This window comes from Klebsiella electrica (assembly GCF_006711645.1).
GTDB lineage: Bacteria > Pseudomonadota > Gammaproteobacteria > Enterobacterales > Enterobacteriaceae > Klebsiella > Klebsiella electrica.
Genome location: NZ_CP041247.1, coordinates 3,685,328 through 3,711,725 on the forward strand (window position 1 = coordinate 3,685,328; position 26,398 = coordinate 3,711,725).

Below are 26,398 nucleotides of genomic sequence, written 5' to 3' on the forward strand. Positions count from 1 at the left end.
TTTATTATATTGCGTCAGCAATCACGCTTTTGCCGACGCGACGATCATCAGGAAGTGAAATGGCCCTGCAGCCGGTAGCGGCTACCCGGGAACAGAAGACGGGCGTGGGAGACAATATGCGTGGCTGACCAGGTACGGCGCCGAATCAGCAGGCAAGGATCGTGGGCATGGATATGCAGCAGTTCGCACTCTTTGCCGCTGGCCTGTACCGCTTCGACGATGTGCTCGCCTTCGGTTAACGGCGCAATCAGCGACAAATAATCATGCGGCGTGGTAACGGTATAGTCCTGCTCTAAATATGCCGGTACCACCGCCGCATTGACGCAGCGGTCTTCAATCTGCACCGCAATATCATTTTCAAAATGGACCATCAGGGAGTGAAAAATCCGCGTCCCTTCGGCCACATTCAGCGCGGCGGCCTGGATAAGATCGGCTTTCGTCTCTTCCAGCAGCAGTACCTCGCAGCGGTGCTGATGGCGACGGGAGGTAATTTCGTCGGCGATGCTACGAACTTCGAACAGCGCCGACTGCCCTTTCGGCTCCGCCACAAAGGTGCCTACGCCCTGCAAACGGACCAGTAAACCTTCATCGGTGAGTTCACGCAGCGCCCGATTGATGGTCATGCGACTGAAACCAAACTGCGCCACCAGTTCCGCCTCCGAGGGAATACGGTCATGGGGACGCCAGACGCCGCGCTGAATCTTTTCGCTGATCGACTGCTTCACCTTTTCATAAAACGGGGCAGGCGCGGTTCGGGGATGCGGTGAAAACATAGCCTGGCTTTCCTTATGCTCAATGGGCGGCAACGGTCAGAATATACTGAATCGTCGGCGCCACCAATGGGCGATTTGCCATGCCCGCCGGGCCGCGCTGTCGTCACGGTCGGCGAAGGCCAGTCGCCGCAATGTCATTGCATTTCGCCACCCACAACGCGATGCCAGAGCGGGCTCCGCCCCGGTTCGTAGACCATTTCAACCGGATGTTCCGCATCCCAGATAGCAAAATCGGCAACAAACCCCGCCGCCAGCTGGCCGTGACTATTCTGCCGCCCCAGCGCCTGCGCGGCATGACGCGTCACGCCGGCCCACGCCTCTTCCGGGGTTAAGCCGAACTTCACGCAGGCCATATTCATCGCCAGGTGCAGGCTGGCAAACGGGCTGGTACCCGGGTTGTAATCCGTCGCCACCGCCATCGGTACCTGATACTGACGCAGCAGTCCGACCGGCGGTTTACGGGTTTCATTGAGGAAATAGAACGCGCCGGGCAACAGCACCGCCACCGTCGCGCTGCGGCTCATCGCCGCCACTCCCTCTTCGGTTAAGTATTCGATATGATCGGCCGAGAGCCCCTGATAACGGCTCACCAGCTGCGCGCCCCCCAGCGCAGAGAGCTGTTCAACGTGCCCTCTGACCGGAATACCGCGCGCCTGCGCGGCCTGAAACACGCGTTCGGTCTGCTGCGGGCTGAAGCCGACGTTTTCGCAGAACACATCAACGCTTTCAAACAGCCCCTCTTCCCATAGCGTCGGCAGCAGAGTTTCACACACCAGCGTGATGTAAGCGTCCGGATCATCTTTATATTCCGGCGGCGTGGCGTGAGCGGAGAGCAGCGTCGGCGATAGCCCGACCGCATTGTTCTGCGCCAGGCGGCGCGCCACCTGCAGCATTTTGCGTTCGTTTGCCAGATCCAGTCCATAGCCGGATTTAATTTCAAGCGTGGTCACCCCTTCGCGAAGCAGACGATCCAGTCGCTGCTGGGCCAGCGCTAACAGCTGCGCTTCGCTGCTTTCACGGGTAGCGCGCACCGTTGAGTTAATGCCGCCGCCGTTGGCGCTGATCGTCTGGTAGGAGACGCCGTTCAGCCGCTGTTCCCACTCCTGCGCCCGACTACCGCCGAAGACCAGATGGGTGTGGCAATCGATCAGCCCCGGCGTCAGCAGCCTGCCGCCAAGATCGATGCTCCGCCCGGCCGGGGCATCGTTTTCCGGCACAATGGCTTCAATCCGGCCATTGCGCACCAGCAGCGCATGACGATCCCGCAGGCCGTAAGGCTGCGAATCATCGGGGGTCAGAGTGGCAAGGCGGGCATTGCGCCAGATAACGCGTTCGGAGGTGGCTTCAGTCATCGCAGTCAACTTGTCATGGGTTGTATAGACATTTATTTTCATTCTCCGCGAAATGTCAATAAAAGCAGAGGAAATGGTTATTTTTTTGTGACCAGATGCGACAAGGACGTCGGCCCGGTGAGCGGTTTAGGCGAACTTTTTCGCGCAGCGTCTTCCCGTTTCGCTCAACTTAGTATAAAAAGCAGGTTTTAAAGGACGTTATACGCGTAATTCATTCCTTGTCGGCCTGACGCCGCTTGCATGTTTTTTGTATAATGCCCGCCCCAATCATTCGGGTTGCTTTGCGGCGGAAATCAACACCTACGCCATCAAAAAGGCAGCCAGAAGAATGACAGGTTTTGTTAATTGATTCTTGCCCGGAGCAACATGAACACATTCTCAGTTTCCCGCCTGACGCTGGCACTGGCTTTTGGCGTGACGTTATCCGCCTGTAGCTCAACCCCTGCCGATCAACAGCCCTCGACGCAGACTGCGCCGGGCACCGCCTCTCGCCCTGTGTTAACCGCTGATGAAGCGAAGAATTTCACTCCGGCAAGCTATTTCCAGTCCCTGGATCCCAACGCCGCAGCGTGGACCCCGACGGCCATCAGCATCCCGTCTCAGCCTGACTTCGTCGTCGGCCCGGCGGGCGCCCAGGGCGTGACCCATACCACCATTCAGGCCGCGGTTGATGCAGCTATCGCCCGTCACTCCAATCGTCGTCAGTTTATTGCGATTATGCCGGGTGAATATACGGGTACCGTGTATGTCCCTGCGGCACCCGGCGCGCTGACGCTATACGGCACCGGCGAGAAGCCGCTGGATGTGAAAATCAGCCAGGCCATTGACTCGCAAATGGACGTGACCAGCTGGCGCCACCTGGTCAACCCGGCCGGCAAATATATGCCGGGTAAACCGGCGTGGTATATGTTTGACAGCTGCCAGAGCAAACGCGCCGCCACCGTCGGCGTGATGTGTTCCGCGGTATTCTGGTCGCAGAACACCGGCCTGCAGCTGCAGAACCTGACCATCGCCAACAACCTTGGCGACAGCGTGGATGCCGGGACTCACCAGGCCGTTGCGCTGCGCAGCGATGGCGACCAGGTACAGATTAACAACGTCAACATTCTCGGTCGCCAGAACACTTTCTTCGTCACCAACAGCGGCGTGCAGAACCGTCTGCAAAACGATCGCCAGACCCGCACCCTGGTGAGCAACAGCTACATCGAAGGCGATGTTGATATCGTTTCCGGCCGCGGTGCCGTGGTGTTTGATAACACCGATTTCCGCGTCGTGAATTCACGTACGCAGAAAGAGGCCTACGTCTTTGCACCGGCAACGTTGAAAAGCGTCACCTACGGCTTCCTGGCCGTGAACAGTCGCTTTACCGCCGCCGGCAACGGCGTGGCACAGCTGGGGCGCTCTCTTGATGTCGACAGCGCCACCAATGGCCAGGTTGTCATCCGCGACAGCGCCATCAATGAAGGCTTCAACGTGGCGAAGCCGTGGGCCGATGCGGCCATTTCCAACCGCGCGTTCAGCGGCAACACCGGTGCTGTGGATGCGAAAGGCGTGCCGCAGCGTAATCTCAACGACAGCAGCTTCAACCGCATGTGGGAATACAATAACCGCGGCGTTGGCAGCGTGATTGTCGCAGAGCCGAAGCAGTAACGCTTAGCAAGGGGGAGCGCGTCTCCCCCTTCTTCTTGCGCTATTTTGCTTAGCGACTTTCTCTTGCGCTTTCTCCTGCGCTCCACGCCCGCAATACATCCCCAGCGCAGCGGCTTTTGTCGCACGTGCAAAAAATATCATTTTTCGGCGAATAAAAATCCCCGCTGATGCGTTTACTCACAGTAAGAACACCACGACCTTCCGGCACGGTTCACCCCAAGATGGGACGGCGCCGGGTTACCCGCATCGCGACTCATGGAGACGAAAAATGAACGCACTTATCTTATCGATTCAGCCGGCTGCGCGCCGCTTAATGGTTCCGGCACTGCTATGTTTGTTATACGCATCGCCGTCATTCGCCATGGGTGATAACAGCACCCAGAGCAAAACGCCGGACTGCCCCAGCGGGCAGGTTTATGACAGCGTCAGCAAACAGTGCGTCCCGGATAAAACCAGCAACCTTAGCGATCGGGATAAAACCAACTACGCCTATCATCTGGCGAAAAAAGGGCAGTATCAGGCGGCACTGAACCTGCTGGACTCGCTGAAAAACGGCAACACGGCAGAGGCCTGGAACTATCGCGGCTATGCCACCCGTAAGCTCGGACGTACCGATGAAGGGATTGGCTATTATCAGCGCGCGCTGGCGCTTAAGCCCGACTACGCCAAAGCGCGTGAGTATCTTGGCGAAGCGTGGATGGTAAAAGGCCGCCGGGATCTGGCGCAGGAACAGCTTAAAGTGATCTCCGGGATTTGCGGTCAACGCTGCGAGGAGTATCGCGATTTGCAGGCCGCCATTAACGGACACCCGGAATCCTGAAGGTCATCGCGAGGGTAAAAAAATTACAACCAGCGACGTTCGTTCACAACTTGCCGCACATCTGGCCCGTCTTTGGCGCTACGGGCTGATTCTGTCGCGCAATCGCGATATTGCCGAAGAGCTGGTTCAGTCAACCTGCGTTCGCGCGCTCGAACGGAGCGCGCAGTTTACGCCGGGTACCCGCATCGACCGGTGGCTGTTCACTATTCTTCACTCCATCTGGATTTCCGAACTGCGGGCGCGTCACGTCCGAATGGGGCAAGGCTTCGTCGAAACCGACCCGCTGCTCGCCGCCGATGACCGTGAAATGAATAAAGATCATCGTCAGTATCAGCAGCTTATGCGCCAGGTCAGCGCCCTGCCGGAAGCCCAACGCAACGCGGTATTTTTAGTTTATGTTGAAGGTTTTACCTATCAGGAGGCGGCCGACACGCTATCGGTCCCCATCGGTACGGTGATGAGCCGGCTGGCGGCGGCGCGATCGACGCTGGCAAAAACGCTCAGTCCCGCCCCTTCAGCCAGGGAGAAACGCTTGTGAAATCATCCTTTTTTACGCCCCCCTATAGCGATGAGGCCATTATTGCCTGGCTGGACGGCGAAATGAGCACTCCCGACGCCCGCCGCTTTGAAGCCGCCCTCCGGGAGGATCGGCAGCTGGCCGCACGCACTGCCGAACTGAAGAGCAAGCCGCAGAATTATCAGCAGGCGTTTGCCCCGCTGCTGGAACAGGCTCCCGTCGCGCGCATGCAGAGCCGGCTTGATGCCCAGTTGGCCGCGCTGTCCGCGGCGGACATCCCGACACGCCCCCCGGCCTTTAGCCGCCGTGCCATGATTGCCGCCTCGCTCACTTTTTTACTGATCGGCAGCGGCTTAGGCTATCTGGCCCGTCCCGAGGCCGACGAACCTGATGAGAGCGAGAACATTCGCGATCTTGAAGCCCGTTACATGTCGCTTTATAGCGCGGAAACTCTGCTCGCTCTGGACAGTTCACCGGCGATATTACAGCGCGGCCTGACGCGTACCGCCGAAGATATTGGTTTAGCGCTCAAGCCGCAGCAGCTCGCGCTGCCGGGTGCCGAGCTAAAAATGGTGCGCATCCTGCGCTACGAGCGAACCACCATTGCGCAGATCGCCTGGATTCACGCGGCGTATGGACCGATGGCGCTGTGCATCTCTACGGCCAGCCAGCAAAACGATGCGAGGATAAACGCCGAACGGCGGCACGGCATGAACCTCGCCTGGTGGCGCGCTAACGGATATCAGTTCGTGCTGATTGGCCGCAATCCTGATGCGCAATTACAGGCTAACGCCAGCGAATTGCAGCGCTTACTGTCATAACCAGCGTCGCCCTTCGGGGCGAGGTTGTCCTCAGCCTCGTTGAGGATTGCCGTCGGTCATCGCGCCTGGCGCTAAATATTTTTCCCCCGGCGAAACTTTCTTTCTCACTGCGGCGAACTGTATAGCAGAGTCACCTGACCAGAACGCCCTGACATCGCTGGAGCTCATAATGAAACTGATGAAAAACCTCGCCCGTTCTTTGACCCTGACCGTGGCGCTTGGCCTGTCCGCCACCGCCTTTAACGTCAACGCGGCGCTGCCCGTCGGCGCGCAAGCCCCCGCTTTCGAACTGCAGGGTGCCTTAGCCGGTAAACCGATCGCCTTCTCCTTGCAGCAGGCTTTGCAAAAGGGGCCGGTGGTGCTCTATTTCTTCCCGGCGGCCTTTACCGCTGGCTGCACCATTGAGGCCCACGATTTTGCCGAAGCCACCGATGAATTCAACAAAATGGGCGCCACCGTCATCGGCGTCACCGCCGGTAACACCGACCAGGTCAGCGATTTTTCTAAACTGGAGTGCCGCGATAAGTTCGCCGTCGCCGCGGATCCGGGGGCGAAAGTGGCCGCACAGTATCAAACGCTAATGGAGATGAAGGGCAAGACCGTCTCCGACCGGACTTCATTTGTCATTGCGCCGGACAGAACGATTCTGCTCAGCTACACCGACCGAAATCCGGACGCTCATATCGAGAAAACGCTGGCCGCCGTCAAGCAGTACGACGCCGCCCACCCGCAAACCCACTAAGCAAAGAGGCCAGCGATGCTCACCGCCATGCTGGCCGCCTTTATTGGCGGCATCATCCTCAACTTTATGCCCTGCGTTTTTCCGGTCATCTCCCTGAAAGCACTCGGGCTTCTGCGCCATACGGATAACGCCGTGGGCGCTCGTCGCGAAGGGCTGGCTTTTTTACTTGGTGTGCTGGTCACCATGCTGCTGCTAGCCGCTGTTCTGCTGGCTGCCCGCGCCGGCGGTGCCGCCGTTGGCTGGGGGTTCCAGCTGCAATCGCCGCTGGTGATTGCCCTGCTTGCGCTGGTGATCCTCGCCGCCGCGCTTAACCTGCTGGGGGTGTTCGAAGTCGGTCTATCGGCGCAGCGCGTCGGCGGGCTGGAGATTGGCCGCGGCGCCTTTTTACGCTCGGCGATGACCGGCGCGCTGGCTATCGTCGTTGCGACCCCGTGCGCGGCGCCGTTTATGGCCAGCGCGATTGGCTATGCGCTGGTGCAGCCGCCGGCTACCGCGCTGGCCGTGTTTTTTGCCCTCGCGCTCGGCTTTTCCGCTCCGTTCACTCTCGTCTCGCTGTTTCCGGCGCTGGCGGCACTCCTCCCTCGCCCTGGCGCCTGGATGGATATACTTAAACGTGCGCTGGCCTTTCCGATGTTCGGCGCTTACGCCTGGCTGGTCTGGGTGCTGGCGCAGCAGGCCGGTAACAGCGCGCTGGCAACACTACTGGCGGTCTCCATGGCGCTCAGTTTTGCCGCCTGGATCTATGGCATCGCCCAGCAGCGTCGCTTTCAGGGCAAAGGGCATAAGCGCCTGTTCGCCGTCACCGGCCTGCTCGCCGTCGCGGTTATTGCCCCGCTGGCCGGTCTGATTCAGGCTGATTCCGTGTCGCCCGGCGCACAGACTGTCGCGACCGCCGAAACCGCTGCGGAAAAATGGACGCCGCAGGCCGTCGAGGCGCAGCGCGGCCACGGCAAAGCTATCTTTGTTAACTTCACCGCCTCCTGGTGTATCACCTGCCAGGTTAACGAAAAGACATCGCTTTCAACCCAGGCCGTTAAAGAGGCGCTGGCAAAAACCGGGACGCTGTATATGGTGGCAGACTCGACTAAATTTAATCCGGACGTCGATGATGCGCTGAATCAATTTGGTCAGGGCGGCTTGCCGCTGTACGTGGTCTATCCTGCCGATGGCGGGCCGCCGAAAGTCCTGCCGCAGATTCTGACGCCGGGCATTGTCGTGAACGCACTGAACCAGGCAACCGGCAACAAAGCGTAAACGCAACAAGGCGGATTATGGACATAAACGATAGCGCACGTGAAAGCTGGCCCACGCTAATGGAGCAGGCGCAGGCGGGCGATCAGCTCGCCTACACCCGGCTGTTAAAAGCGCTGGTGCCGGTGATTCGTTCGCAGATACGTAAGCGAATCGCCGACGACGCGTTAGTGGAAGATGTCATTCAGGATGTGCTGCTGACGGTGCATCGGGTACGCCATACCTACGATCCGACCTACCCTTTTTTGCCCTGGCTGATGGCAATTATCTCGGCGCGGGCCGTTGATGCGCTGCGCCGTCGCGGCCGCTATCAGCAGTGGGAGATCCCTGAAGAGACGCTGCCGGAACCGGCAACCTCCCCGGATCCGCAAAAACGGGATAGCCGGGAGGAGCTGGCAGGCTATTTGCGCCAGCTCCCCTCCCGCCAACGAGCCATTGTGGAGCACGTCCATCTGCGCGAAATGAGCCTGACGGAAGCCGCTGCACATAATAATCTGAGTGTCGCCGCAGTGAAATCGCTGCTGCATCGGGCGCTGAAAAACCTGCGCCGTTTTGGAGCTCATCATGACTAATCATGACCTGTTAATTGACAAACTGGGGCGCGACATGCGGCCGGTGAAACGCCTGCCGTCGACCGGCAGGCGGGTTCTGAGCTGGCTGGCAGCGGCGCTGCCGTGCGCGGTGGCCGCCAGTTTCCTTGTGCAACGCAGTCCGACCGACTGGTCACAGCCCGGCGCCCCTCTGGCGGTGGTGCAGCTGGTGCTGGCTTTTGCGCTCGGCGCGCTGGCGATTCGCAGCGCCTTCACGATGAGTATTGCCGGCCGGCGTTCGCTCAGCTGGAAAGCCCTGCTGCCGATTGGGCTGATGTGGCTGGGGTTGAGTATCAGCAGCATTCCCTATCCGGCGCTGCGGGTGGCGGAGAGCGACAGCACGCCCTGCTTTACCTTTTTGCTGGTGGTCAGCACGCCAATGATGGCGCTGATGATTGCCAGTCTGCGCCGCAGCCGAACGCTGCATCCGGTGCGCAGCCTGGCAATGGCGGGACTGGGCATTGCCAGCATGGCGGTCAGCCTGCTGGCGTTTTGCCATCCGGTGCATCTGCATCCGATGGATTTTGTCATGCATCTGGCGGCGATCGTCACCATAGTGGCGCTGACGGTGCTGGTTGGCAGGCGCTGGGTGGCGCTGGATTAACGCTCTGCCGCCTCTCAGCGCTATCGGGTGAATGGCGCTTTGCCTGCCAGCCTCTCAGGCTGCGCGAACCGATAAAAAAACCTCGCGCGGCGAGGTTTTTATCTCAGCAAATTAGTGAGCGTTAACGACCACCCACATTGGCCCCTGACCGACGGCATAGCGCCCTTTCTCTTTCAATAGTCCCTGCTCACCGGCAATCTCATAGACCGCAATATGGTGGGATTTCTGCCCCGCCGCTATCAGATATTTACCGCTGTGATCGAGGTTGAAACCGCGCGGCTGCGCTTCCGTCGGCTGATACCCTTCGACGGACAGCACGCTGCCATCCTCGGATACGCTGAAAATGGTGATGATGCTGGCGGTGCGGTCACAGGCGTACAGGTGACGGCCATCCGGCGTCAGATGAATATCCGCCGCCCAGCGTACGCCGGTAAAATCGCCAGGCATCATATCCAGCGTCTGGACGCACTCAATTTCGCCATGCGGATCTTTCAGCTCCCAGACGTCAACGGAGCTGTTCAGTTCGTTCACACAGTAGCCGTATTGCTGATTCGGGTGGAACACCATGTGACGCGGGCCAGCTCCTTCAACGGTGGTCACTTCCGCCGGTTCTTGCGCGGCGAGGAATCCATCATCGCCGAGGGTAAACAGGCAAATACGATCCTGTTTCAGCGCCGGGACCCACAGGGTGCGGTTGTCGGGAGAAATATTGGCCGAGTGGCACCCTTCCAGCCCTTCCACAACGGCCACCGTTTCACCCGGCAGGCCATCGGTCAGCGGAGTAACGCTCACGCAGCCGGCGTTATAGGACGCGCTGAAGACAAAACGGCCCTGATGATCGGTCGAAATATGCGTCGGGCTGCCCGGCAGCGCCGCTTCGCCAGCGAAAGTCAGCGCGCCGTTATCGGGCGCAATGCGGTAAGCCAGGACGCGAAACTCCGGACGTACGCCAACATAGAGATACTCTTTATTCGGGCTCACCACCATCGGCTGAACCTGACCCGGGGCATCGACAACCTGAACAAGCTTCAGGTTACCCTCAAGATCGAGACTCCAGACATGAATCTGCTGGCTTTCCGGGCTGGCGGTATAAACGGTTTGTTTCATGACTGCTCCTTTCCTCACTGCACAGGGAAAACGTATACATTTCATTCATCAGGCGATTGGGCTGATGCAATGTATAGACTCTTTTAACGGTAGATGCTGAAAAATTTGCCCCGCTGGCATAGCGGTGTACCATCGTGCCAGGCACTTTTTTCATCATTAACCGGAAACAACACATGACATCACGCGTGATTGCACTGGATTTAGACGGCACCCTGCTCACCTCCAACAAAACTATTCTGCCCGCTTCGCTGGAAGCCCTGGCCCGCGCCAGAGAGGCGGGGTTCCAGGTGATCGTCGTCACTGGCCGACATCACGTCGCTATCCACCCTTTTTATCAGGCACTGGCTCTGGATACACCTGCAATTTGTTGTAATGGCACTTATTTGTATGATTATCAGGCAAAAAAGGTTCTGCAGTCCGATCCGATGCCGGTCGATAAGGCGTTGAGCCTGACCGATATGCTCGCCGCTCACGATATCCACGGCCTGATGTATGTTGACGACGCCATGCTCTATGAACGCCCGACCGGCCACGTTATCCGTACGACCCGCTGGGCACAGTCGCTGCCGGTCGAGCAACGTCCGGTGTTCACTCAGGTCGATTCGCTGGCGCAGGCTGCCCGCGACGTCCAGTCGGTGTGGAAGTTTGCTCTCACCGATGAAGATATTCCTAAGCTGCAACAGTTTGCCCTTGATGTGGGACAGACGCTGGGGCTGGAGTGTGAATGGTCGTGGCACGATCAGGTCGATATCGCCCGCGCGGGCAACAGCAAAGGCAAACGCCTGGCGCAGTGGGTGGAAGCCCAGGGCCTGTCGATGCAGGATGTGGTGGCCTTTGGCGATAACTATAATGACCTCAGTATGCTGGAAGCCGCCGGAACCGGCGTGGCGATGGGCAATGCGGTTGAGGAAGTCAAAGCGCGCGCCAACGTGGTCATTGGCGAAAACGAAAGCAACAGTATTGCCGACTTCATCAACCGCAACCTGCTGTAATCAGGCGGCAATCGAAACGCTTTTAATCTGCGCATACAGCCATTGGCCTGGCGTAATCCCCAGGTCATCTCTGGCCCATGGGCTGATGCGCGCCCACAGCGTGCGGCCGCTGAGGCTCAACTGCACTTCAATCTGCCCGTGTGTTTCAATACACTGCACCACCTGCGCCGGCAAAATATTGCGAATGCTGGTCTGCTGCGGCTGTTCGAGCACCAGCGATACGTCGGAGGCCTGGATGCGAATTCGCGTCGCCTCGCCGACTGGCCGGTCGAGATAGTTCACCCAGATCTGCTGCTCACCCAGCGCCAGCGCGGTCATGGCATAGCGGGGATGCTGCGCGGCAACGGACAGGTTCAGTATTGTGCTCTGTTGATCCGGCGGTAGCCACGGATGCATCACGCTGCTGCTCCATACCTCTTCCAGGTCGCCAAAGGCTTTGACTCGCCCCTCCTCCAGCACCAGCACTTTATCCGCCAGATGTTGAATCTCATCCAGCGAGTGGCTGACGTAGAGCATCGGAATATGTATTTCACGCGCCAGCCGCTGCAGGTACGGCAGCAGCTCGCGTTTACGAGGAATATCCAGCGAGGCCAGCGGTTCATCAAGCAGCAACAGCTCAGGGGCGGTGAGAAGCGCTCTGCCAATGGCCACCCGTTGTTTTTCTCCGCCGGACAGGCCGCCCGGCAGGCGCTCAAGCAGCGGTTCAATACCGAGCAGCGCCACCAGCTTATCAAACTGCCCCGCCATGCTTTTCGCCATGCCGTACTTCAGATTGCCGCGTACCTTGTAGTGTGGAAACAGGCGCGCGTCCTGGAACACATAGCCCACCCGCCGCTTTTCCGGGGCCAGGCAGATACGTTTTTCGGTATCATTCAAGACCCTGCCGTTGAGCACGATCCGCCCTTTCTGCGGCCGGGTCAGGCCGCTGATGGCATTAATCAGAGAGGTTTTGCCCGCGCCGGAGACGCCAAAAACAGCGGTGATGCCGCTGGCAGGCAGCGTTTCATTAATACTCAGGCAGTGGTTACCCAGCGTCTGGGTGAAATGGAGTTCAAGCATCTGATTTCCCCGTCCGCACGCGGCTAAGACGCGCCAGCCATTCAGAAACCAGTAGCGATACCAGCGCCAGCACGATGGAAATCAAACATAAACGTGCGGCAGCCCCTTCGCCGCCCGGAGTCTGAATCAGGGTATACATTGCCGAAGGAATGGTGCGCGTTTCCCCCGGGATATTGGAGACAAAGGTAATGGTGGCGCCAAACTCCCCTAGCGAGCGGGCGAAGGCCAGAACGGTACCGACGATAATGCCCGGCAGCGTCAGCGGCAGCGTTATCGTAAAAAACACCCGCCAACGGCCCGCCCCCAGGGTTCGCGCCGCCTGTTCCAGCCTGACGTCCACCCCTTCCAGCGCCAGGCGAATGGCCCGCACCATCAGCGGAAACGACATGACCGCCGCCGCCAGCACCGCCCCGCGCCAGCTGAAGGCAAAGGTCAAACCGAACCAGTCATACAGCCAACTGCCGATAAAACCACGCCGCCCCATGGCAATCAACAGCAGGTAGCCCACCACCACCGGCGGCAGCACCAGCGGCAGGTGGATAATACTGTCGAGCAGCGCCTTTCCGGGGAAATTGCGCCGCACCAGCAACCATGAGATAAAAATCCCAAAAGGTAAGCTTAACACCACCGCCAGGGATGAGACTTTCAGGCTCAGCAGTACCGCCTGCCATTCGGGATCGCTTAAAATCATTAGCGGGTGGTAAATCCGTATTGTTTGAAGATGGCGGCCGCCTGCGGCCCTTTCAGGTAGTCGTAAAACCCGGTGACGGTGGCATTTTTATGCCCGTCGACGATAGCCAGCGGGTATTCAACTTTCTTGTGCGAATCTTCCGGGAACGTCCCGACCACTTTCACACCTTTGCTCGCCACCGCATCGGAACCGTAGACGATCCCCAGCGGGGCTTCGTTACGCTCAACCAGCGCCAGCGCTCCGCGTACGTCTTCAGCCGGTGCCAGTTTCGGCGCCAGCGTCTCCCAGGCACCCAGTTTTTGCAGCGCTTCTTTCGCGTAGATGCCTGCCGGCACGTGCTCCGGGTCGCCAACGGCCAGGCGGCCGCCTTTCAGCAGACTGGTCCAGTCGGTTTTGTTGTTAATCACCATCTCGCCCTGCGCGCTGGCTTTAGGCGCGACAACCACCAGGCTGTTGCCAAGCAGCGTCGTACGCGAGGCGCTATCGATCGCTTTTTTCTCGACCGCGTAATCCATCCACTTCTGGTCGGCGGAGATAAACAGGTCCGCAGGCGCGCCGGCTTCGATTTGCCGTGCCAGCGTCGATGAAGAGGCAAACGACGAGACCACATCGACGTTTTTCTCTTTCTTATAGGCCTTCGCAATATCCTGCATCGCATTCGTTAACGATGCCGCGGCAAACACCGTAACTTTCCCCTCTTCTGCCAGCGCGTGACCCGCGAGGGAAAGCGTTAGCGTCGCTCCGGCAAACAAGCGTAACCATTGACGTGCCATCTGAAACTCCTGTGAGTGCGTTATGTAGGGGATAATATAACGATAAGATCAGGGTTTTCCCAGCGCGAATTGGTGCCAGGTAGAGGAGGATCAAAAGAGAGCGGAAAAGAAGGTGGAAAAGTAGAAAGGAAAGAGGAAAAGACAACGCCCGGAAAACCGGGCGCCGGGAAGTCAGTTGTTCTGCTGGCCGCGATCTTTGTGACCTACGCCGGAGAAGATGTTAAACACTTCGCCCAGACCGTAAATCAGACCCAGGATGATGGCCATCACCACCGGGACCATGACAAGGGCAAACACCAGACTTTTCAATAGCTCTAACATGGTTGGCTCCAGAAAGTACGAATGCTTTATTGTAACCGCTTCAGCTGGAAAAACACGCCCCATTTGTGCGGTGGCGGGCCGATAGCGGCGACAGATGCATCTTGCAAGATGACCGCTATCGGTCACAATACTCTTTTTTGCCAGGATATCATTATGCAGGCCGAAATTCTTCTGACCCTCAAGCTACAGCAGCGCCTGTTCGCCGATCCTCGTCGTATCGCCCTGTTAAAACAGATCGATAGCACCGGATCGATTAGCCAGGGGGCGAAAAACGCGGGCATCAGCTATAAAAGCGCGTGGGACGCCATCAATGAGATGAACCAGCTCAGCGAACAGACGCTGGTGGACAGGGCTACCGGTGGCAAAGGCGGCGGCGGTGCCGTGCTGACCCGCTACGGACAGCGGCTGATCCAGCTGTACGACCTGCTGGCGCAAATTCAGCAAAAAGCCTTCGATGTGCTGAGTGACGACGACGCCCTGCCTCTCGACAGCCTGCTGGCCGCTATTTCGCGCTTCTCGCTGCAGACCAGCGCGCGTAATCAGTGGTTTGGCACCATCACTGGCCGCGACCACCAGCAGGTACAGCAACATGTCGAGGTGCTGCTTGCCGATCGCCAGACCCGCTTAAAAGTCGCTATCACCGCGCAGAGCGCAGAGCGTCTCGGCCTGGATGAGGGCCAGGAAGTTCTGCTGCTGCTGAAGGCCCCCTGGGTGGCAATGACCCAGGACCCGACGGTTGCTAAAGAGGCCGATAATCAACTCACCGGGCGAATCAGCCATATCGAGTATGGCCCGGAGCAGTGTGAAGTGTTGATGGCGCTGCCTGACGGCCAGAGTTTGTGCGCCACCTTACCGTTGGAACAGACCCGAAAACTGGCAGAAGGTGCTGAGGCAATAGCATATTTTAATGCCGATCGAATCATTCTCGCCACGTTATGCTGACGGCATTGACATTGCGCGCGTGACGTCGTATCCCTGTGGCAAATCGCTGCAAAAAGTGGGATACACAATGTCATCATTGCAAATTTCGCAAGGCACGTTTCGCCTGAGCGACACAAAAACGTTAAAAATCGAACACCTCACCGTTGGCGTCGGCGAAAGCTGGGCCTTCGTCGGCAGCAACGGTAGCGGGAAGTCGGCGCTGGCTCGCGCGCTGTCCGGTGAGCTCACCCTGCTGTCCGGCCGCGATGAAAACCGCTTTCCCCGGGTAACCCGCCTCTCCTTCGAACAGTTGCAGAAGCTGGTCAGCGACGAATGGCAACGTAACAATACCGACTTACTCAGCCCAGGCGAAGAGGACACCGGCCGCACGACGGAGGAGATTATCCAGGAAGAGTCCAGAGATGCCGCCCGCTGCGCGCGCCTGGCGGAATTGTTCGGCATTACGTCTTTGCTCCCGCGCCGCTTTAAATACCTCTCCACCGGAGAAACGCGTAAAACGCTGCTCTGCCAGGCGCTGATGACCCAGCCGGACCTGTTGATTCTCGACGAGCCTTTTGACGGCCTGGACGTCGCTTCCCGCCAACAGCTTGCCGGGCTGCTGGAGAGGTTGCACCGCGAAGGACTCACGCTGGTGCTGGTACTCAACCGCTTCGATGAGATTCCGCCGTTTGTCCAGTTTGCCGGCGTGCTGGCCGATTGTACCCTCAGCGAAACCGGAGAAAAGCAGGCGCTGCTGCAACAGGCGCTGATCGCCCAACTGGCGCACAGCGAAAAACTGACGGGCATGAGCTTACCGGAACCAGACGCCCCCGCCGCCCGCCATGCTCTCGACGCCGGGGCGCCGCGCATCGTCCTGCGGGATGGCGTGGTGTCATACAACGACCGGCCAATCATCGAGCACCTGAGCTGGACCGTTAACCCCGGTGAACACTGGCAGATAGTCGGTCCCAATGGCGCCGGTAAATCGACCCTGCTCAGTCTGGTAACCGGCGACCATCCGCAGGGCTACAGCAACGACCTGACCCTCTTTGGCCGCCGCCGCGGCAGCGGTGAAACCATCTGGGACATCAAAAAGCATATTGGCTACGTCAGCAGCAGCCTGCATCTTGAGTACCGCGTCAGTACCACGGTGCGCAACGTGATTCTGTCGGGTTATTTCGACTCTATCGGTATTTATCAGGCCGTTTCCGATAAGCAGCGCAAGCTGGTGCAGAACTGGCTGGATATTCTGGGGATCGACAAGCGTACCGCCGATGCGCCGTTCCACGGTCTCTCGTGGGGACAACAGCGGCTGGCGCTGATTGTCCGGGCGCTGGTGAAGCACCCGACGCTGCTGATCCTTGACGAGCCCCTGCAGGGACTGGATCCGCTTAACCGTCAGCTGGTGCGGCGTTTCGTGGATGTGTTGATTAGCGAAGGCGCCACTCAACTGCTGTTTGTCTCCCACCACGCCGAAGATGCACCGGACTGCATTACCCACCGACTGGAGTTTGTGCGCAGTGGAGACGGTTACACTTATCAGGTCGGTCCACTCGCTGACTGAGCCGCTACAGGGGGCTACGGCCCCCTGTTTTTTTTCAGAAAAATAACCCTAAAAGACATCAATAAACTGTTTTTAAACATAAAAATAAAAAAATCACGCATTATGTATTTTAGTGTAATCGATTCCACCAATTTGGCCTGTGTCACACTTTCCACTTCTTTGGTATGCTATCTTCATCACACACGATAAGCCTATTGGAGCGAATCATGAAAGTACTGGTTACAGGTGGTAGCGGTTACATTGGGAGTCATACCTGCGTTCAACTGCTGCTGCAGGGACATGAAGTGATTATTCTCGACAATCTCTGCAACAGTAAGCGCAGCGTATTGCCGGTCATTGAACGTCTCGGCGGGAAAACAGCCACCTTTGTCGAAGGCGATATTCGTAATGAAGCGCTGATGACAGAAATTCTGCACGATCACGCTATTGAAGCGGTGATCCACTTTGCCGGCCTGAAAGCCGTCGGCGAATCTGTCGCGAAGCCGCTGGAATATTACGACAATAACGTTACCGGTACACTTAAATTAGTTTCCGCTATGCGCGCCGCTGGCGTAAAGAACTTTATTTTTAGCTCCTCGGCAACCGTCTACGGCGATCAGCCGAAGATCCCTTATGTCGAAAGCTTCCCGACCGGCACGCCGCAAAGCCCATATGGCAAAAGCAAGCTGATGGTCGAGCAAATCCTCACCGATCTGCAAAAAGCCCAGCCGGACTGGAGCATTGCGCTGCTGCGTTACTTCAACCCGGTCGGCGCGCATCCGTCAGGCGATATGGGCGAAGACCCGCAGGGTATCCCGAACAACCTGATGCCTTACATCGCGCAGGTGGCTGTCGGTCGTCGCGAATCGCTGGCCGTTTTCGGCAATGATTATCCGACCCCTGACGGCACCGGCGTACGCGACTATATCCACGTCATGGACCTCGCCGACGGCCACGTTGCGGCGATGGAAAAACTGGCCGGCCGCGAAGGCGTACACATTTATAACCTCGGCGCAGGCGTCGGCAGCAGCGTCCTCGACGTGATCAATGCCTTCAGCAAAGCCTGCGGCAAACCTGTTAATTACCACTTCGCGCCGCGCCGCGATGGCGATCTGCCGGCCTACTGGGCGGATGCCGAAAAGGCCGACCGCGAACTGAACTGGCGCGTTACGCGCGACCTTGACGAGATGGCGCAGGACACCTGGCACTGGCAGTCCCGTCATCCTCAGGGTTACCCAGACTAAGGAACCGTCATGAGCGTATTTAACCCCGTCGACCATCCGCATCGTCGTTATAACCCGTTAACCGGGCAGTGGATTCTGGTATCACCGCATCGCGCCAGGCGCCCCTGGCAAGGGGCGCAGGAAACGCCGGCAAAATCAACCTTGCCGGCGCACGATGCGGATTGTTTTCTGTGTCCGGGTAACACCCGCGTCACCGGCGACACCAACCCGAATTACACCGGTACCTACGTGTTTACTAATGACTTTGCGGCATTGATGACCGACACCCCCGATGCCCCGAACAGCGACGATCCGCTGATGCGCTGTCAAAGCGCGCGCGGCACCAGTCGGGTCATCTGCTTCTCGCCGGATCACAGCAAAACGCTGCCTGAGCTGAGCGTTGAAGCGCTGGAAGGCGTGGTTAATACGTGGCAGGAACAGACGGCTGAGCTGGGCCAGACCTATCCGTGGGTGCAGGTTTTTGAGAACAAAGGCGCGGCGATGGGCTGCTCCAACCCGCACCCGCACGGCCAGATCTGGGCCAACAGCTTCCTGCCCAATGAGGCGGAACGCGAAGACCGTTTGCAAAAAGGGTATTTCGCCGCTCAGGGGTCGCCGATGCTGGTGGATTACGTTCAGCGCGAATTAGCCGACGGCAGACGGACTGTCGTCGAAACTGAACATTGGCTGGCCGTCGTACCTTACTGGGCGGCCTGGCCCTTTGAGACGCTGCTGCTGCCGAAAGCGCATATTCTGCGTCTTACCGATTTAACCACAGCCCAGCGCAGCGACCTTGCGCTGGCGCTGAAAAAGCTGACCAGCCGTTACGACAATCTGTTCCAGTGCTCATTCCCATATTCCATGGGCTGGCACGGGGCGCCGTTTAATAACAAAGAGAATAATCACTGGCAGCTACACGCTCACTTTTATCCGCCGCTGCTGCGCTCGGCGACGGTACGCAAATTTATGGTCGGCTATGAAATGCTGGCCGAAACTCAGCGCGATTTGACGGCCGAACAAGCCGCCGAACGCCTGCGGGCAGTGAGCGACGTCCATTTTCGCGAATCCGGAGAATAACAATGAGTCTGAAAGAGAAAACCCAAACCCTGTTTGCTGAAAAATTCGGCTACCCTGCCACCCACGCTATTCAGGCCCCGGGCCGCGTCAATTTGATCGGCGAACACACCGACTATAACGACGGCTTCGTGCTGCCTTGCGCGATTGATTATCAGACGGTGATCAGCTGCGCGCCGCGCGCGGACCGAATTGTCCGGGTGATTGCCGCCGATTATGACAATCAGAGCGACGAGTTCTCCCTCGATAAGCCGATTGTCAGCCACGATACCCAGCAGTGGTCAAACTATGTCCGCGGGGTGGTGAAACACCTGCAGAAACGCAACAACCATTTTGGCGGCGCCGATCTGGTGATCGGCGGCAACGTGCCGCAGGGGGCGGGTTTAAGCTCCTCCGCGTCGCTGGAAGTGGCCGTCGGAACCGTATTCCAGCAGCTGTACCATCTGCCGCTGGACGGGGCGCAAATTGCCCTTAACGGCCAGGAAGCGGAGAACCAGTTCGTCGGCTGTAACTGCGGCATCATGGACCAGCTTATCTCGGCGCTGGGTAAGAAAGATCACGCCCTGCTGCTTGACTGCCGCACATTAGGAACCAAGGCCGTCTCCATGCCGAAAGGCGTCGCGGTGGTAATCATCAACAGTAATTTTAAACGTACTCTGGTCGGCAGCGAATACAATACCCGCCGCGAACAGTGCGAGACCGGCGCACGTTTCTTCCAGCAGCCTGCGCTGCGCGACGTCAAAATCGCCGAGTTCAATGCCGTTGCCCATGAGCTGGATCCGGTGGTTGCGAAACGCGTGCGCCATGTCCTGACCGAAAATGCGCGTACGCTCGAAGCCGCCGCCGCGCTGGAAAAAGGCGACCTCAAGCGAATGGGGGAACTGATGGCGGAATCTCACGCCTCGATGCGCGATGATTTCGAAATTACCGTTCCGCAAATTGACACGCTGGTGGAGATAGTCAAAGCCACCATCGGCGATAAAGGCGGCGTACGCATGACCGGCGGCGGATTTGGCGGTTGCGTCGTGGCGCTGGTACCGGAAGAGTGCGTTGATAGCGTTAAGCAAGCCGTCGCGCAGCAGTATGAAGCGAAAACCGGTATTAAAGAGACCTTCTACGTTTGCAAACCATCACAGGGGGCCGGCCAGTGCTAAACCAAACAACAGAACTGGCGCCGGACGGGCAGCCGTGGAATCTAATTACCCTGCGGAATAATGCCGGGATGGTGGTCACGTTGATGGACTGGGGCGCGACGTTATTGTCCGCCCGGCTCCCGCTGGCCAATGGCGAAATTCGCGAAGCGCTGCTCGGCTGCGCGACGCCGGAAGGCTATACCCGTCAGGCGGCCTATCTCGGCGCCTCCGTGGGCCGCTATGCCAACCGTATCGCCAACAGCCGTTTTACCCTGGATGGCCAGACGGTCCAACTGACCCCTTCTAACGAGGCCGGCCATCAGCTGCACGGCGGGCCAGGCGGGTTCGACAAACGTCGCTGGCAGATAGTCAGCACGGACACGCATCAGGCGCTGTTTGCCCTTATTTCCGCTGACGGCGATCAGGGTTTTCCCGGCAATCTGCAAGCCACGGCGCACTACCGTCTTAGCGAAGATAATCGTATCGCCATCGAGTATCGTGCGACGGTTGATCGGCCCTGTCCGGTCAACCTGACCAACCACGTCTACTTCAACCTCGACGGTGGGCAGACGGACGTGCGCAACCATCAGCTACAAATTTTCGCCGACAGCTACCTGCCGGTGGAGAGCGACGGTATTCCGGGCGGTGACTTACAGGACGTCGCCCAAACCAGCTTCGATTTTCGCACGCCGAAAACCGTCGCGGCCGACTTCCTTCGCGATGCCGATCAGCAGAAGGTGAAGGGGTATGATCATGCTTTCCTGCTGCAGGCAAAAGGCGATGCCCGCAAGGCCGCGGCCCACGTCTGGTCTCAGGATGGTCAGCTGCAGATGGCGGTGTATACCTCCGCCCCTGCCCTGCAGTTTTATTCGGGTAACTACCTGGGCGGCACGCCATCGCGCACGGAACAGCCGTACGCCGACTGGCAAGGTCTGGCGCTGGAGAGTGAATTTCTGCCGGATTCACCAAATCATCCGCACTGGCCTCAGCCCGACTGCATCTTGCGCCCGGGCGAGGAGTACGTCAGCCTGACGGAATATCAGTTTATTGCCCGATAAGCCTCTGGCCCTCCTGACGGAGGGCTTTTTTTCATCATTTTGCTGCAAATTACGCCACTCGCAGACAAAAATATAACCGCCGATTTACAAGCATCTTACACTGAGCCACGATTTTCGCTATGGTTAGGGATAAGCATTGCCGTGACGCAAATCGCGGCAATATAATGAGAATTGTTATCATTCAAACAAAGCTTGAGGAGTAAGTGTATGGCTGTAACTAAGCTGGTACTGGTCCGTCATGGCGAAAGCCAATGGAACAATGAAAACCGTTTCACCGGTTGGTACGACGTTGATCTGTCCGAGAAAGGCGTAGGTGAAGCAAAAGCGGCAGGTAAACTGCTGAAAGACGAAGGCTTCAGCTTCGATTTTGCTTATACCTCTGTGCTGAAACGTGCCATCCATACTCTGTGGAACGTGCTGGATGAGCTGGATCAGGCCTGGCTGCCGGTTGAGAAATCCTGGAAACTGAACGAGCGTCACTACGGTGCATTGCAGGGTCTGAACAAAGCGGAAACCGCTGAGAAATACGGTGATGAGCAGGTTAAACAGTGGCGCCGTGGCTTTGCCATTACTCCGCCGGAGCTGACCAAAGACGACGAGCGCTATCCGGGCCACGATCCGCGTTATGCAAAACTGACCGATCAAGAGCTGCCGGTAACCGAAAGCCTGGCGCTGACCATCGAGCGCGTAGTGCCTTACTGGAACGAAACCATTCTGCCGCGCCTGAAAAGCGGTGAGCGCGTGATTATCGCCGCTCACGGCAACTCCCTGCGCGCGCTGGTGAAGTACCTGGACAATATGGGCGAAGACGAAATCCTTGAACTGAACATCCCGACCGGCGTACCGCTGGTTTATGAGTTCGACGAAAACTTCAAACCGATCAAACACTACTATCTGGGCAATGCGGATGAAATCGCCGCAAAAGCCGCCGCGGTAGCAAACCAGGGTAAAGCGAAATAATTTTCGCCAGCCATAAAAAAAGCGTGGACCCGTCCACGCTTTTTTATTGGCTCTGAATCCCGGCGACACGATGCGCTGCCGGGCTCAGGCTGCGGATTAACCGCGACGGGCTTTTACCGCATCTGCCAGCTGACGCAGGATAGTATCGGTATCTTCCCAGCCGATGCAGGCATCGGTGATGCTTTTACCGTAGGCCAGCGGCGCGCCGCTCTCCAGACTCTGGCTACCTTCCACCAGATGGCTTTCAATCATCACGCCCATAATCGCCTGCTCGCCACCAGCTATCTGCCGGCACACATCGGCGCCCACTTCCATCTGTTTTTTGAACTGCTTGCTGGAGTTCGCGTGGCTGAAATCAATCATCAGCTGTACGGGCAGACCCGCTTTTGCCAGACCCACTTTCACTTCAGCAACATGCTTCGCACTGTAGTTTGGCTCTTTGCCGCCGCGCAGAATGATATGACAGTCGCTGTTGCCGCTGGTATTCACAATCGCCGAATGACCCCATTTGGTCACTGACAGGAAGCAGTGCGGCGCGCCCGCTGCGTTAATCGCGTCGATGGCCACTTTTATTGTCCCGTCGGTGCCGTTTTTAAAACCTACCGGACAAGAAAGGCCAGACGAAAGTTCGCGATGCACCTGTGATTCCGTGGTACGCGCGCCAATGGCGCCCCAGCTCATCAGGTCAGCAAGGTACTGCGGGGTGATCATATCAAGGAATTCACCCGCCGCAGGCAGCCCGCTGTCGTTAATCTCCAGCAGCAGCTTACGCGCGATACGAAGACCGTCGTTGATGTGGAAGCTGTTATCCATATGCGGATCGTTGATTAACCCCTTCCAGCCAACGGTAGTACGCGGTTTTTCAAAGTAAACGCGCATCACCACTTCCAGCTCGCCCTTCAGCTCCTCACGAAGCGTCAGCAGGCGTTCAGCATACTCTTTCGCTGCTGCAGGATCGTGGATAGAGCACGGGCCAATCACCACCAGCAGACGATCGTCATTGCCTTTAAGGATCTGATGGATCGCTTTACGAGCGTGCGCCACGGTGTTAGCAGCATTTTCGGTCGCGGGGAACTTTTCCAGGAGTGCAACGGGAGGTAATAATTCGTTGATCTCTTTAATACGTAAATCGTCGTTCTGATAATTCATTTTCTTTCCAGCGTTGCCATACTTAATCAATTGTGTGCAATCCTTTCAATCTAACTCGCCGTCAGAAAAGTGTAAACAGACTTTTACAGTCGCAAGGGTAATTGACTGATTAAACAGATAAAAACAATACAAACCACAGGAATAGTGAGAAACAAAGCCTCACGACCAGTTATAAACACCAGAAAGTTAACATATATAAATATTATATATTGCATTAATGAGGTATCACTCAATAATGCTCCGGTTATTGGCATTTTTGGCCTATTGTTGCCGCATCTGCGTATTGTTGAAACAAATGCCGCAGCACCTTGCCCTATCGACATTCGCTGATGGAACAGATGCCCGATTGTGGTTAATCTGTAAGAAGGTCAGAGACTAATTGCTAAAATAATGACAGGATTCTGTAATGGCTCATGCTCACACTCCGTCAGAAACCCCCGACCGCGGTAACGAAAAACGCCTGTTGCAGGCTTTCATCGTCACCGCCGGATTTATGCTGGTTGAAGCCATCGGCGGCGTCGTTTCAGGCTCGCTGGCGCTGCTGGCTGATGCCGGTCATATGCTCACCGATTCAGCCGCCCTGTTGTTCGCTCTGCTGGCGGTGCGCTTCGCCAGTCGTCCGCCCAATACACGCCATACCTTCGGCTGGCTGCGTCTGACCACGCTGGCGGCTTTCGTCAATGCCATTGCGCTGGTTGTGATTACCATTCTTATTTTCTGGGAAGCGATTCAGCGTTTTAACCATCCGCAGCCCGTCGCCGGTAACACGATGATGGTGATTGCCGTAGCCGGGCTATTGGCAAACATACTGGCATTCTGGATCCTGCATCGCGGCAGCGAAGAGCGAAATCTCAACGTTCGCGCAGCGGCATTACACGTGCTGGGTGACTTACTGGGCTCGGTCGGGGCGATTATTGCCGCCATCGTGATTATCACCACTGGCTGGACGCCAATTGACCCGATTTTATCGGTGCTGGTCTCATGCCTGGTGTTGCGCAGCGCCTGGCGGCTGTTGCAGGAAAGTATCAACGAACTGCTGGAAGGGGCGCCGCGGTCGTTAGATGTCGAGGGGTTGCAGCGCGATTTGCACCGCTCGGTGGCGGAAGTCCGCGACGTGCACCACGTCCACGTCTGGCTGGTCGGCGAAAAAACGGTTATGACGCTGCATGTTCAGGTTGTCCCTCCGCACGATCACGACGCTCTGCTGAATCGCATCCAGGCATTTTTGCAGCATAAATATAATATTGAGCATGTGACCGTGCAGATGGAGTATCAGCCCTGTAGCGGCCCGGAATGCCATCTTAATATGACGCACGCCGGGCACGACCCTCATCACCACCATTAGCGAGAAAACGCGTGAGAACCTCGCTCACGCGCGCTGTTGATCCACATCCGACTGCCGTTAAGGGCAATAAAGGTCAAAAGCAGATATTCCAGCGACATCGCGTAAACCCCCTGAAGGGCAAAAATCACCACGCTGATGATGTTGATGAGCACCCAAAGCAGCCAGTTTTCGACATACTTACGGGTCATCAGAATCATGGCGGCGACCGACAGCACCATCATGCAGGAGTCCCAGAACGGGAAGGCATCGGGCTGCAGTTCCGGCATCGTGACCTGCAGTCCCAGACTCTGCATGAGGGCGACCGCGATGCGCGTCAGGAAAGCGAAGACCGGATTAATGAAGACCGTCATCAGCGCAATTGCCACGATACAAGCGGTCAGCCAGCCCAGCGCCTTCGGCAATGGCAGCCAGCGAATACGCAGCTCGGCTTCATGGCTGCTGGTTTGCCGGGACCAGGCGTACCAGCCATAAACGTTGGCGGCAAAGAAAAAGACCTGCAACAGCAGACTGGCATAAAGCTGAATCTGAAAGAAAATAATGGCAAACAAGGTGACGTTGACCAGCCCAAACGCATAGTTGCTGATCTTTTCCAGACTCGCCAGCCAGATACACAGCAGCCCGGCAAGCGTACCGACCGCCTCGATCCATGATAAGTCGTATCCGCCGGCGCCGATGGGTATATGCACCAGGATATTCTGCGTACTAAAAAAATCCATATTTTCCCCGTCCAGTATTGATTGCGTAATTAATCACTATCCCCGAAGTGTAGCCGCAAAATCCAGCATTCTGTTCAGCGGGACTAATGCGCCGGTACGCAGCTGCGCATCGACCTTAATTTCGTGTTCGCGTCCCCCATTTTCCAGCCCTTCGGCAATCGCCTTCAGGCCATTCATCGCCATCCACGGGCAGTGGGCGCAGCTACGACAGGTTGCCCCCTCTCCCGCGGTCGGCGCTTCCAGCAGCTCTTTTTCCGGTACCGCCTGCTGCATTTTATAGAAGATCCCGCGATCGGTGGCGACAATGAGCTGGCGCGCCGCAAGCGTTTTGGCAGCGGCAATCAGCTGGCTGGTCGACCCTACCGCATCCGCCATATCCACAATAGACTGCGGCGATTCTGGATGTACCAGAATGGCGGCATCAGGATAGAGGGCTTTCATCCGCGTTAACGCCTGGGTTTTAAATTCATCATGGACAATACAGGCCCCCTGCCAGCACAAAACATCTGCGCCGGTCTGGCGCTGTACGTACCGGCCTAAGTGACGGTCAGGCGCCCAAAGAATTTTTTCCCCGAGGCTGTCGAGATGCTCAATAAGCTCAACGGCAATACTGGAGGTCACCACCCAATCGGCGCGCGCTTTGACCGCCGCTGAGGTATTAGCATAAACGACGACGGTACGATCCGGGTGGGCATCGCAGAATGCGTTAAACTCCTCAATCGGGCAGCCCAGATCCAGAGAACACTCGGCATGCAGCGTAGGCATCAGGATGGTCTTCTCCGGGCTGAGAATTTTTGCCGTTTCCCCCATGAAGCGTACGCCGGCCACCAGCAACGTCGACGCTGAATGACGGGCGCCGAAACGAGCCATTTCGAGAGAGTCAGCGATACAGCCGCCGGTCTCTTCGGCCAGTTGCTGAATTTCCGGGTCGGTATAGTAATGAGCCACCATCACCGCATCGCGCTCGCGCAGCAGACGTTTAATCTTTTCACGGTGAAAGTGCTTTTCATCGCGACTTAATGGCAACGGTTTAGGCGGGAAAGGGTAAATCGCCGTTTCGGGGTCAAACATTACGCTCATCTTGCAGTCTCGTTTTACTGGCTTAACTCAAATGCCGTTAACATGCCTTCAGATGGCATAGCGGCAGTCATGATGTTTTATATGCTAAACAAGATAGCGGATTGTACAGAAAATGTCGTGGGGAATTTATTGC

At 57.5% G+C, this 26,398-nt stretch carries 27 protein-coding genes; 17 read left to right on the forward strand and 10 right to left on the reverse strand.

Annotated elements, in window-relative coordinates; all coding sequences use genetic code 11:
• Positions 1-47: 47 nt before the first annotated feature.
• Both Electrica_RS17580 and hutI read right to left on the reverse strand, forming a co-directional pair.
• Positions 48-773, reverse strand: coding sequence for a histidine utilization repressor (locus Electrica_RS17580; protein ID WP_131047698.1), 726 nt, complete (start codon positions 771-773; stop codon positions 48-50).
• 134 nt (positions 774-907) lie between these two features.
• Positions 908-2,167: an imidazolonepropionase gene (gene hutI / locus Electrica_RS17585; protein WP_165457118.1), complete on the reverse strand. Its 1,260-nt coding sequence runs from the start codon at positions 2,165-2,167 to the stop codon at positions 908-910.
• A gap of 324 nt (positions 2,168-2,491) precedes the next feature.
• On the opposite strand from hutI, the gene Electrica_RS17590 reads away from it, so the two are divergent.
• The 8 genes from Electrica_RS17590 to Electrica_RS17625 all read left to right on the forward strand — a co-directional run bounded on the left by Electrica_RS17590 (position 2,492) and on the right by Electrica_RS17625 (position 9,120).
• Positions 2,492-3,775 (forward strand): putative acyl-CoA thioester hydrolase, encoded by a 1,284-nt coding sequence (locus Electrica_RS17590; protein WP_131047696.1) that lies wholly within the window; start codon positions 2,492-2,494, stop codon positions 3,773-3,775.
• Positions 3,776-4,043: 268 nt separating this feature from the next.
• Positions 4,044-4,595: a tetratricopeptide repeat protein gene (locus Electrica_RS17595; protein WP_141965065.1), complete on the forward strand. Its 552-nt coding sequence runs from the start codon at positions 4,044-4,046 to the stop codon at positions 4,593-4,595.
• 22 nt (positions 4,596-4,617) lie between these two features.
• A complete protein-coding gene (locus Electrica_RS17600; RefSeq protein WP_407081264.1) occupies positions 4,618-5,133 on the forward strand; it encodes a sigma-70 family RNA polymerase sigma factor in 516 nt (171 codons plus the stop codon).
• Positions 5,130-5,933 (forward strand): anti-sigma factor family protein, encoded by an 804-nt coding sequence (locus tag Electrica_RS17605; RefSeq protein ID WP_141965066.1) that lies wholly within the window; start codon positions 5,130-5,132, stop codon positions 5,931-5,933. Before Electrica_RS17600 ends, Electrica_RS17605 begins: the two co-directional genes overlap by 4 nt.
• A 169-nt stretch (positions 5,934-6,102) precedes the next feature.
• Positions 6,103-6,675, forward strand: coding sequence for a peroxiredoxin (locus Electrica_RS17610; RefSeq protein WP_131047693.1), 573 nt, complete (start codon positions 6,103-6,105; stop codon positions 6,673-6,675).
• A gap of 15 nt (positions 6,676-6,690) precedes the next feature.
• Entirely contained in the window at positions 6,691-7,929 is a 1,239-nt protein-coding gene (locus tag Electrica_RS17615; RefSeq protein WP_141965067.1) for a protein-disulfide reductase DsbD family protein, read from the forward strand.
• A gap of 17 nt (positions 7,930-7,946) precedes the next feature.
• On the forward strand, positions 7,947-8,498 hold the full coding sequence (locus Electrica_RS17620; protein WP_141965068.1) for a sigma-70 family RNA polymerase sigma factor: 552 nt from the start codon (positions 7,947-7,949) through the stop codon (positions 8,496-8,498).
• On the forward strand, positions 8,491-9,120 hold the full coding sequence (locus Electrica_RS17625) for an NrsF family protein (protein WP_131047690.1): 630 nt from the start codon (positions 8,491-8,493) through the stop codon (positions 9,118-9,120). Before Electrica_RS17620 ends, Electrica_RS17625 begins: the two co-directional genes overlap by 8 nt.
• A 111-nt stretch (positions 9,121-9,231) precedes the next feature.
• On the opposite strand, the gene pgl is transcribed toward Electrica_RS17625, so the two are convergent.
• Positions 9,232-10,227: a 6-phosphogluconolactonase gene (pgl, locus tag Electrica_RS17630; RefSeq protein ID WP_100686256.1), complete on the reverse strand. Its 996-nt coding sequence runs from the start codon at positions 10,225-10,227 to the stop codon at positions 9,232-9,234.
• Between the two features lie 173 nt (positions 10,228-10,400).
• Here pgl and Electrica_RS17635 point away from each other — a divergent pair, with 173 nt between their 5' ends.
• Positions 10,401-11,219: a pyridoxal phosphatase gene (locus Electrica_RS17635; RefSeq protein WP_141965069.1), complete on the forward strand. Its 819-nt coding sequence runs from the start codon at positions 10,401-10,403 to the stop codon at positions 11,217-11,219.
• Here Electrica_RS17635 and modC read toward each other — a convergent pair whose 3' ends face one another.
• From modC to Electrica_RS17655, 4 genes are all read right to left on the reverse strand, one after another.
• Entirely contained in the window at positions 11,220-12,278 is a 1,059-nt protein-coding gene (gene modC / locus Electrica_RS17640) for a molybdenum ABC transporter ATP-binding protein ModC (protein WP_141965070.1), read from the reverse strand.
• Positions 12,271-12,969 carry a molybdate ABC transporter permease subunit gene (gene modB / locus Electrica_RS17645; protein WP_100686259.1) on the reverse strand — a complete coding sequence of 233 codons (699 nt, stop codon included), beginning with the start codon at positions 12,967-12,969 and terminating at the stop codon, positions 12,271-12,273. Before modB ends, modC begins: the two co-directional genes overlap by 8 nt.
• Complete coding sequence (modA, locus tag Electrica_RS17650) at positions 12,969-13,742, reverse strand: molybdate ABC transporter substrate-binding protein (protein ID WP_131047687.1); 774 nt, start codon at positions 13,740-13,742, stop codon at positions 12,969-12,971. Before modA ends, modB begins: the two co-directional genes overlap by 1 nt.
• A gap of 171 nt (positions 13,743-13,913) precedes the next feature.
• On the reverse strand, positions 13,914-14,063 hold the full coding sequence (locus tag Electrica_RS17655) for an AcrZ family multidrug efflux pump-associated protein (protein ID WP_131047686.1): 150 nt from the start codon (positions 14,061-14,063) through the stop codon (positions 13,914-13,916).
• A gap of 153 nt (positions 14,064-14,216) precedes the next feature.
• Here Electrica_RS17655 and modE point away from each other — a divergent pair, with 153 nt between their 5' ends.
• From modE to gpmA, 7 genes are all read left to right on the forward strand, one after another.
• Entirely contained in the window at positions 14,217-15,005 is a 789-nt protein-coding gene (modE, locus tag Electrica_RS17660; protein WP_100686261.1) for a molybdenum-dependent transcriptional regulator, read from the forward strand.
• Positions 15,006-15,072: 67 nt separating this feature from the next.
• On the forward strand, positions 15,073-16,548 hold the full coding sequence (gene modF, locus Electrica_RS17665; protein ID WP_131047685.1) for a molybdate ABC transporter ATP-binding protein ModF: 1,476 nt from the start codon (positions 15,073-15,075) through the stop codon (positions 16,546-16,548).
• A 206-nt stretch (positions 16,549-16,754) separates the two neighbouring features.
• Positions 16,755-17,771 carry a UDP-glucose 4-epimerase GalE gene (gene galE / locus Electrica_RS17670; protein ID WP_004859716.1) on the forward strand — a complete coding sequence of 339 codons (1,017 nt, stop codon included), beginning with the start codon at positions 16,755-16,757 and terminating at the stop codon, positions 17,769-17,771.
• A gap of 9 nt (positions 17,772-17,780) precedes the next feature.
• Positions 17,781-18,827 carry a galactose-1-phosphate uridylyltransferase gene (gene galT, locus Electrica_RS17675; protein ID WP_141965071.1) on the forward strand — a complete coding sequence of 349 codons (1,047 nt, stop codon included), beginning with the start codon at positions 17,781-17,783 and terminating at the stop codon, positions 18,825-18,827.
• Between the two features lie 2 nt (positions 18,828-18,829).
• On the forward strand, positions 18,830-19,978 hold the full coding sequence (galK, locus tag Electrica_RS17680) for a galactokinase (protein WP_141965072.1): 1,149 nt from the start codon (positions 18,830-18,832) through the stop codon (positions 19,976-19,978).
• Positions 19,972-21,015 (forward strand): galactose-1-epimerase, encoded by a 1,044-nt coding sequence (gene galM / locus Electrica_RS17685; RefSeq protein WP_141965073.1) that lies wholly within the window; start codon positions 19,972-19,974, stop codon positions 21,013-21,015. The genes galK and galM overlap by 7 nt, the downstream gene beginning before the upstream one ends.
• A gap of 207 nt (positions 21,016-21,222) precedes the next feature.
• Positions 21,223-21,975, forward strand: a complete 753-nt coding sequence (gpmA, locus tag Electrica_RS17690) for a 2,3-diphosphoglycerate-dependent phosphoglycerate mutase (protein WP_100686266.1) — start codon at positions 21,223-21,225, stop codon at positions 21,973-21,975.
• 96 nt (positions 21,976-22,071) lie between these two features.
• Here the strand turns inward: gpmA and aroG are convergent, their stop codons facing one another.
• The gene (aroG, locus tag Electrica_RS17695) at positions 22,072-23,124 is read right to left on the reverse strand and encodes a 3-deoxy-7-phosphoheptulonate synthase AroG (protein ID WP_100686267.1); all 1,053 of its coding nucleotides are present in this window, start codon (positions 23,122-23,124) and stop codon (positions 22,072-22,074) included.
• A gap of 406 nt (positions 23,125-23,530) precedes the next feature.
• Between aroG and zitB the strand changes: the two genes are divergently transcribed.
• Positions 23,531-24,469 (forward strand): CDF family zinc transporter ZitB, encoded by a 939-nt coding sequence (gene zitB / locus Electrica_RS17700; RefSeq protein WP_131047680.1) that lies wholly within the window; start codon positions 23,531-23,533, stop codon positions 24,467-24,469.
• Here the strand turns inward: zitB and pnuC are convergent.
• Together pnuC and nadA are read right to left on the reverse strand one after the other, a co-directional pair.
• Positions 24,466-25,185 carry a nicotinamide riboside transporter PnuC gene (gene pnuC, locus Electrica_RS17705; RefSeq protein ID WP_141965074.1) on the reverse strand — a complete coding sequence of 240 codons (720 nt, stop codon included), beginning with the start codon at positions 25,183-25,185 and terminating at the stop codon, positions 24,466-24,468. The genes zitB and pnuC overlap by 4 nt on opposite strands.
• 36 nt (positions 25,186-25,221) lie before the next feature.
• Positions 25,222-26,265, reverse strand: a complete 1,044-nt coding sequence (gene nadA / locus Electrica_RS17710) for a quinolinate synthase NadA (protein ID WP_141965075.1) — start codon at positions 26,263-26,265, stop codon at positions 25,222-25,224.
• Between the last annotated feature and the right edge of the window lie 133 nt (positions 26,266-26,398).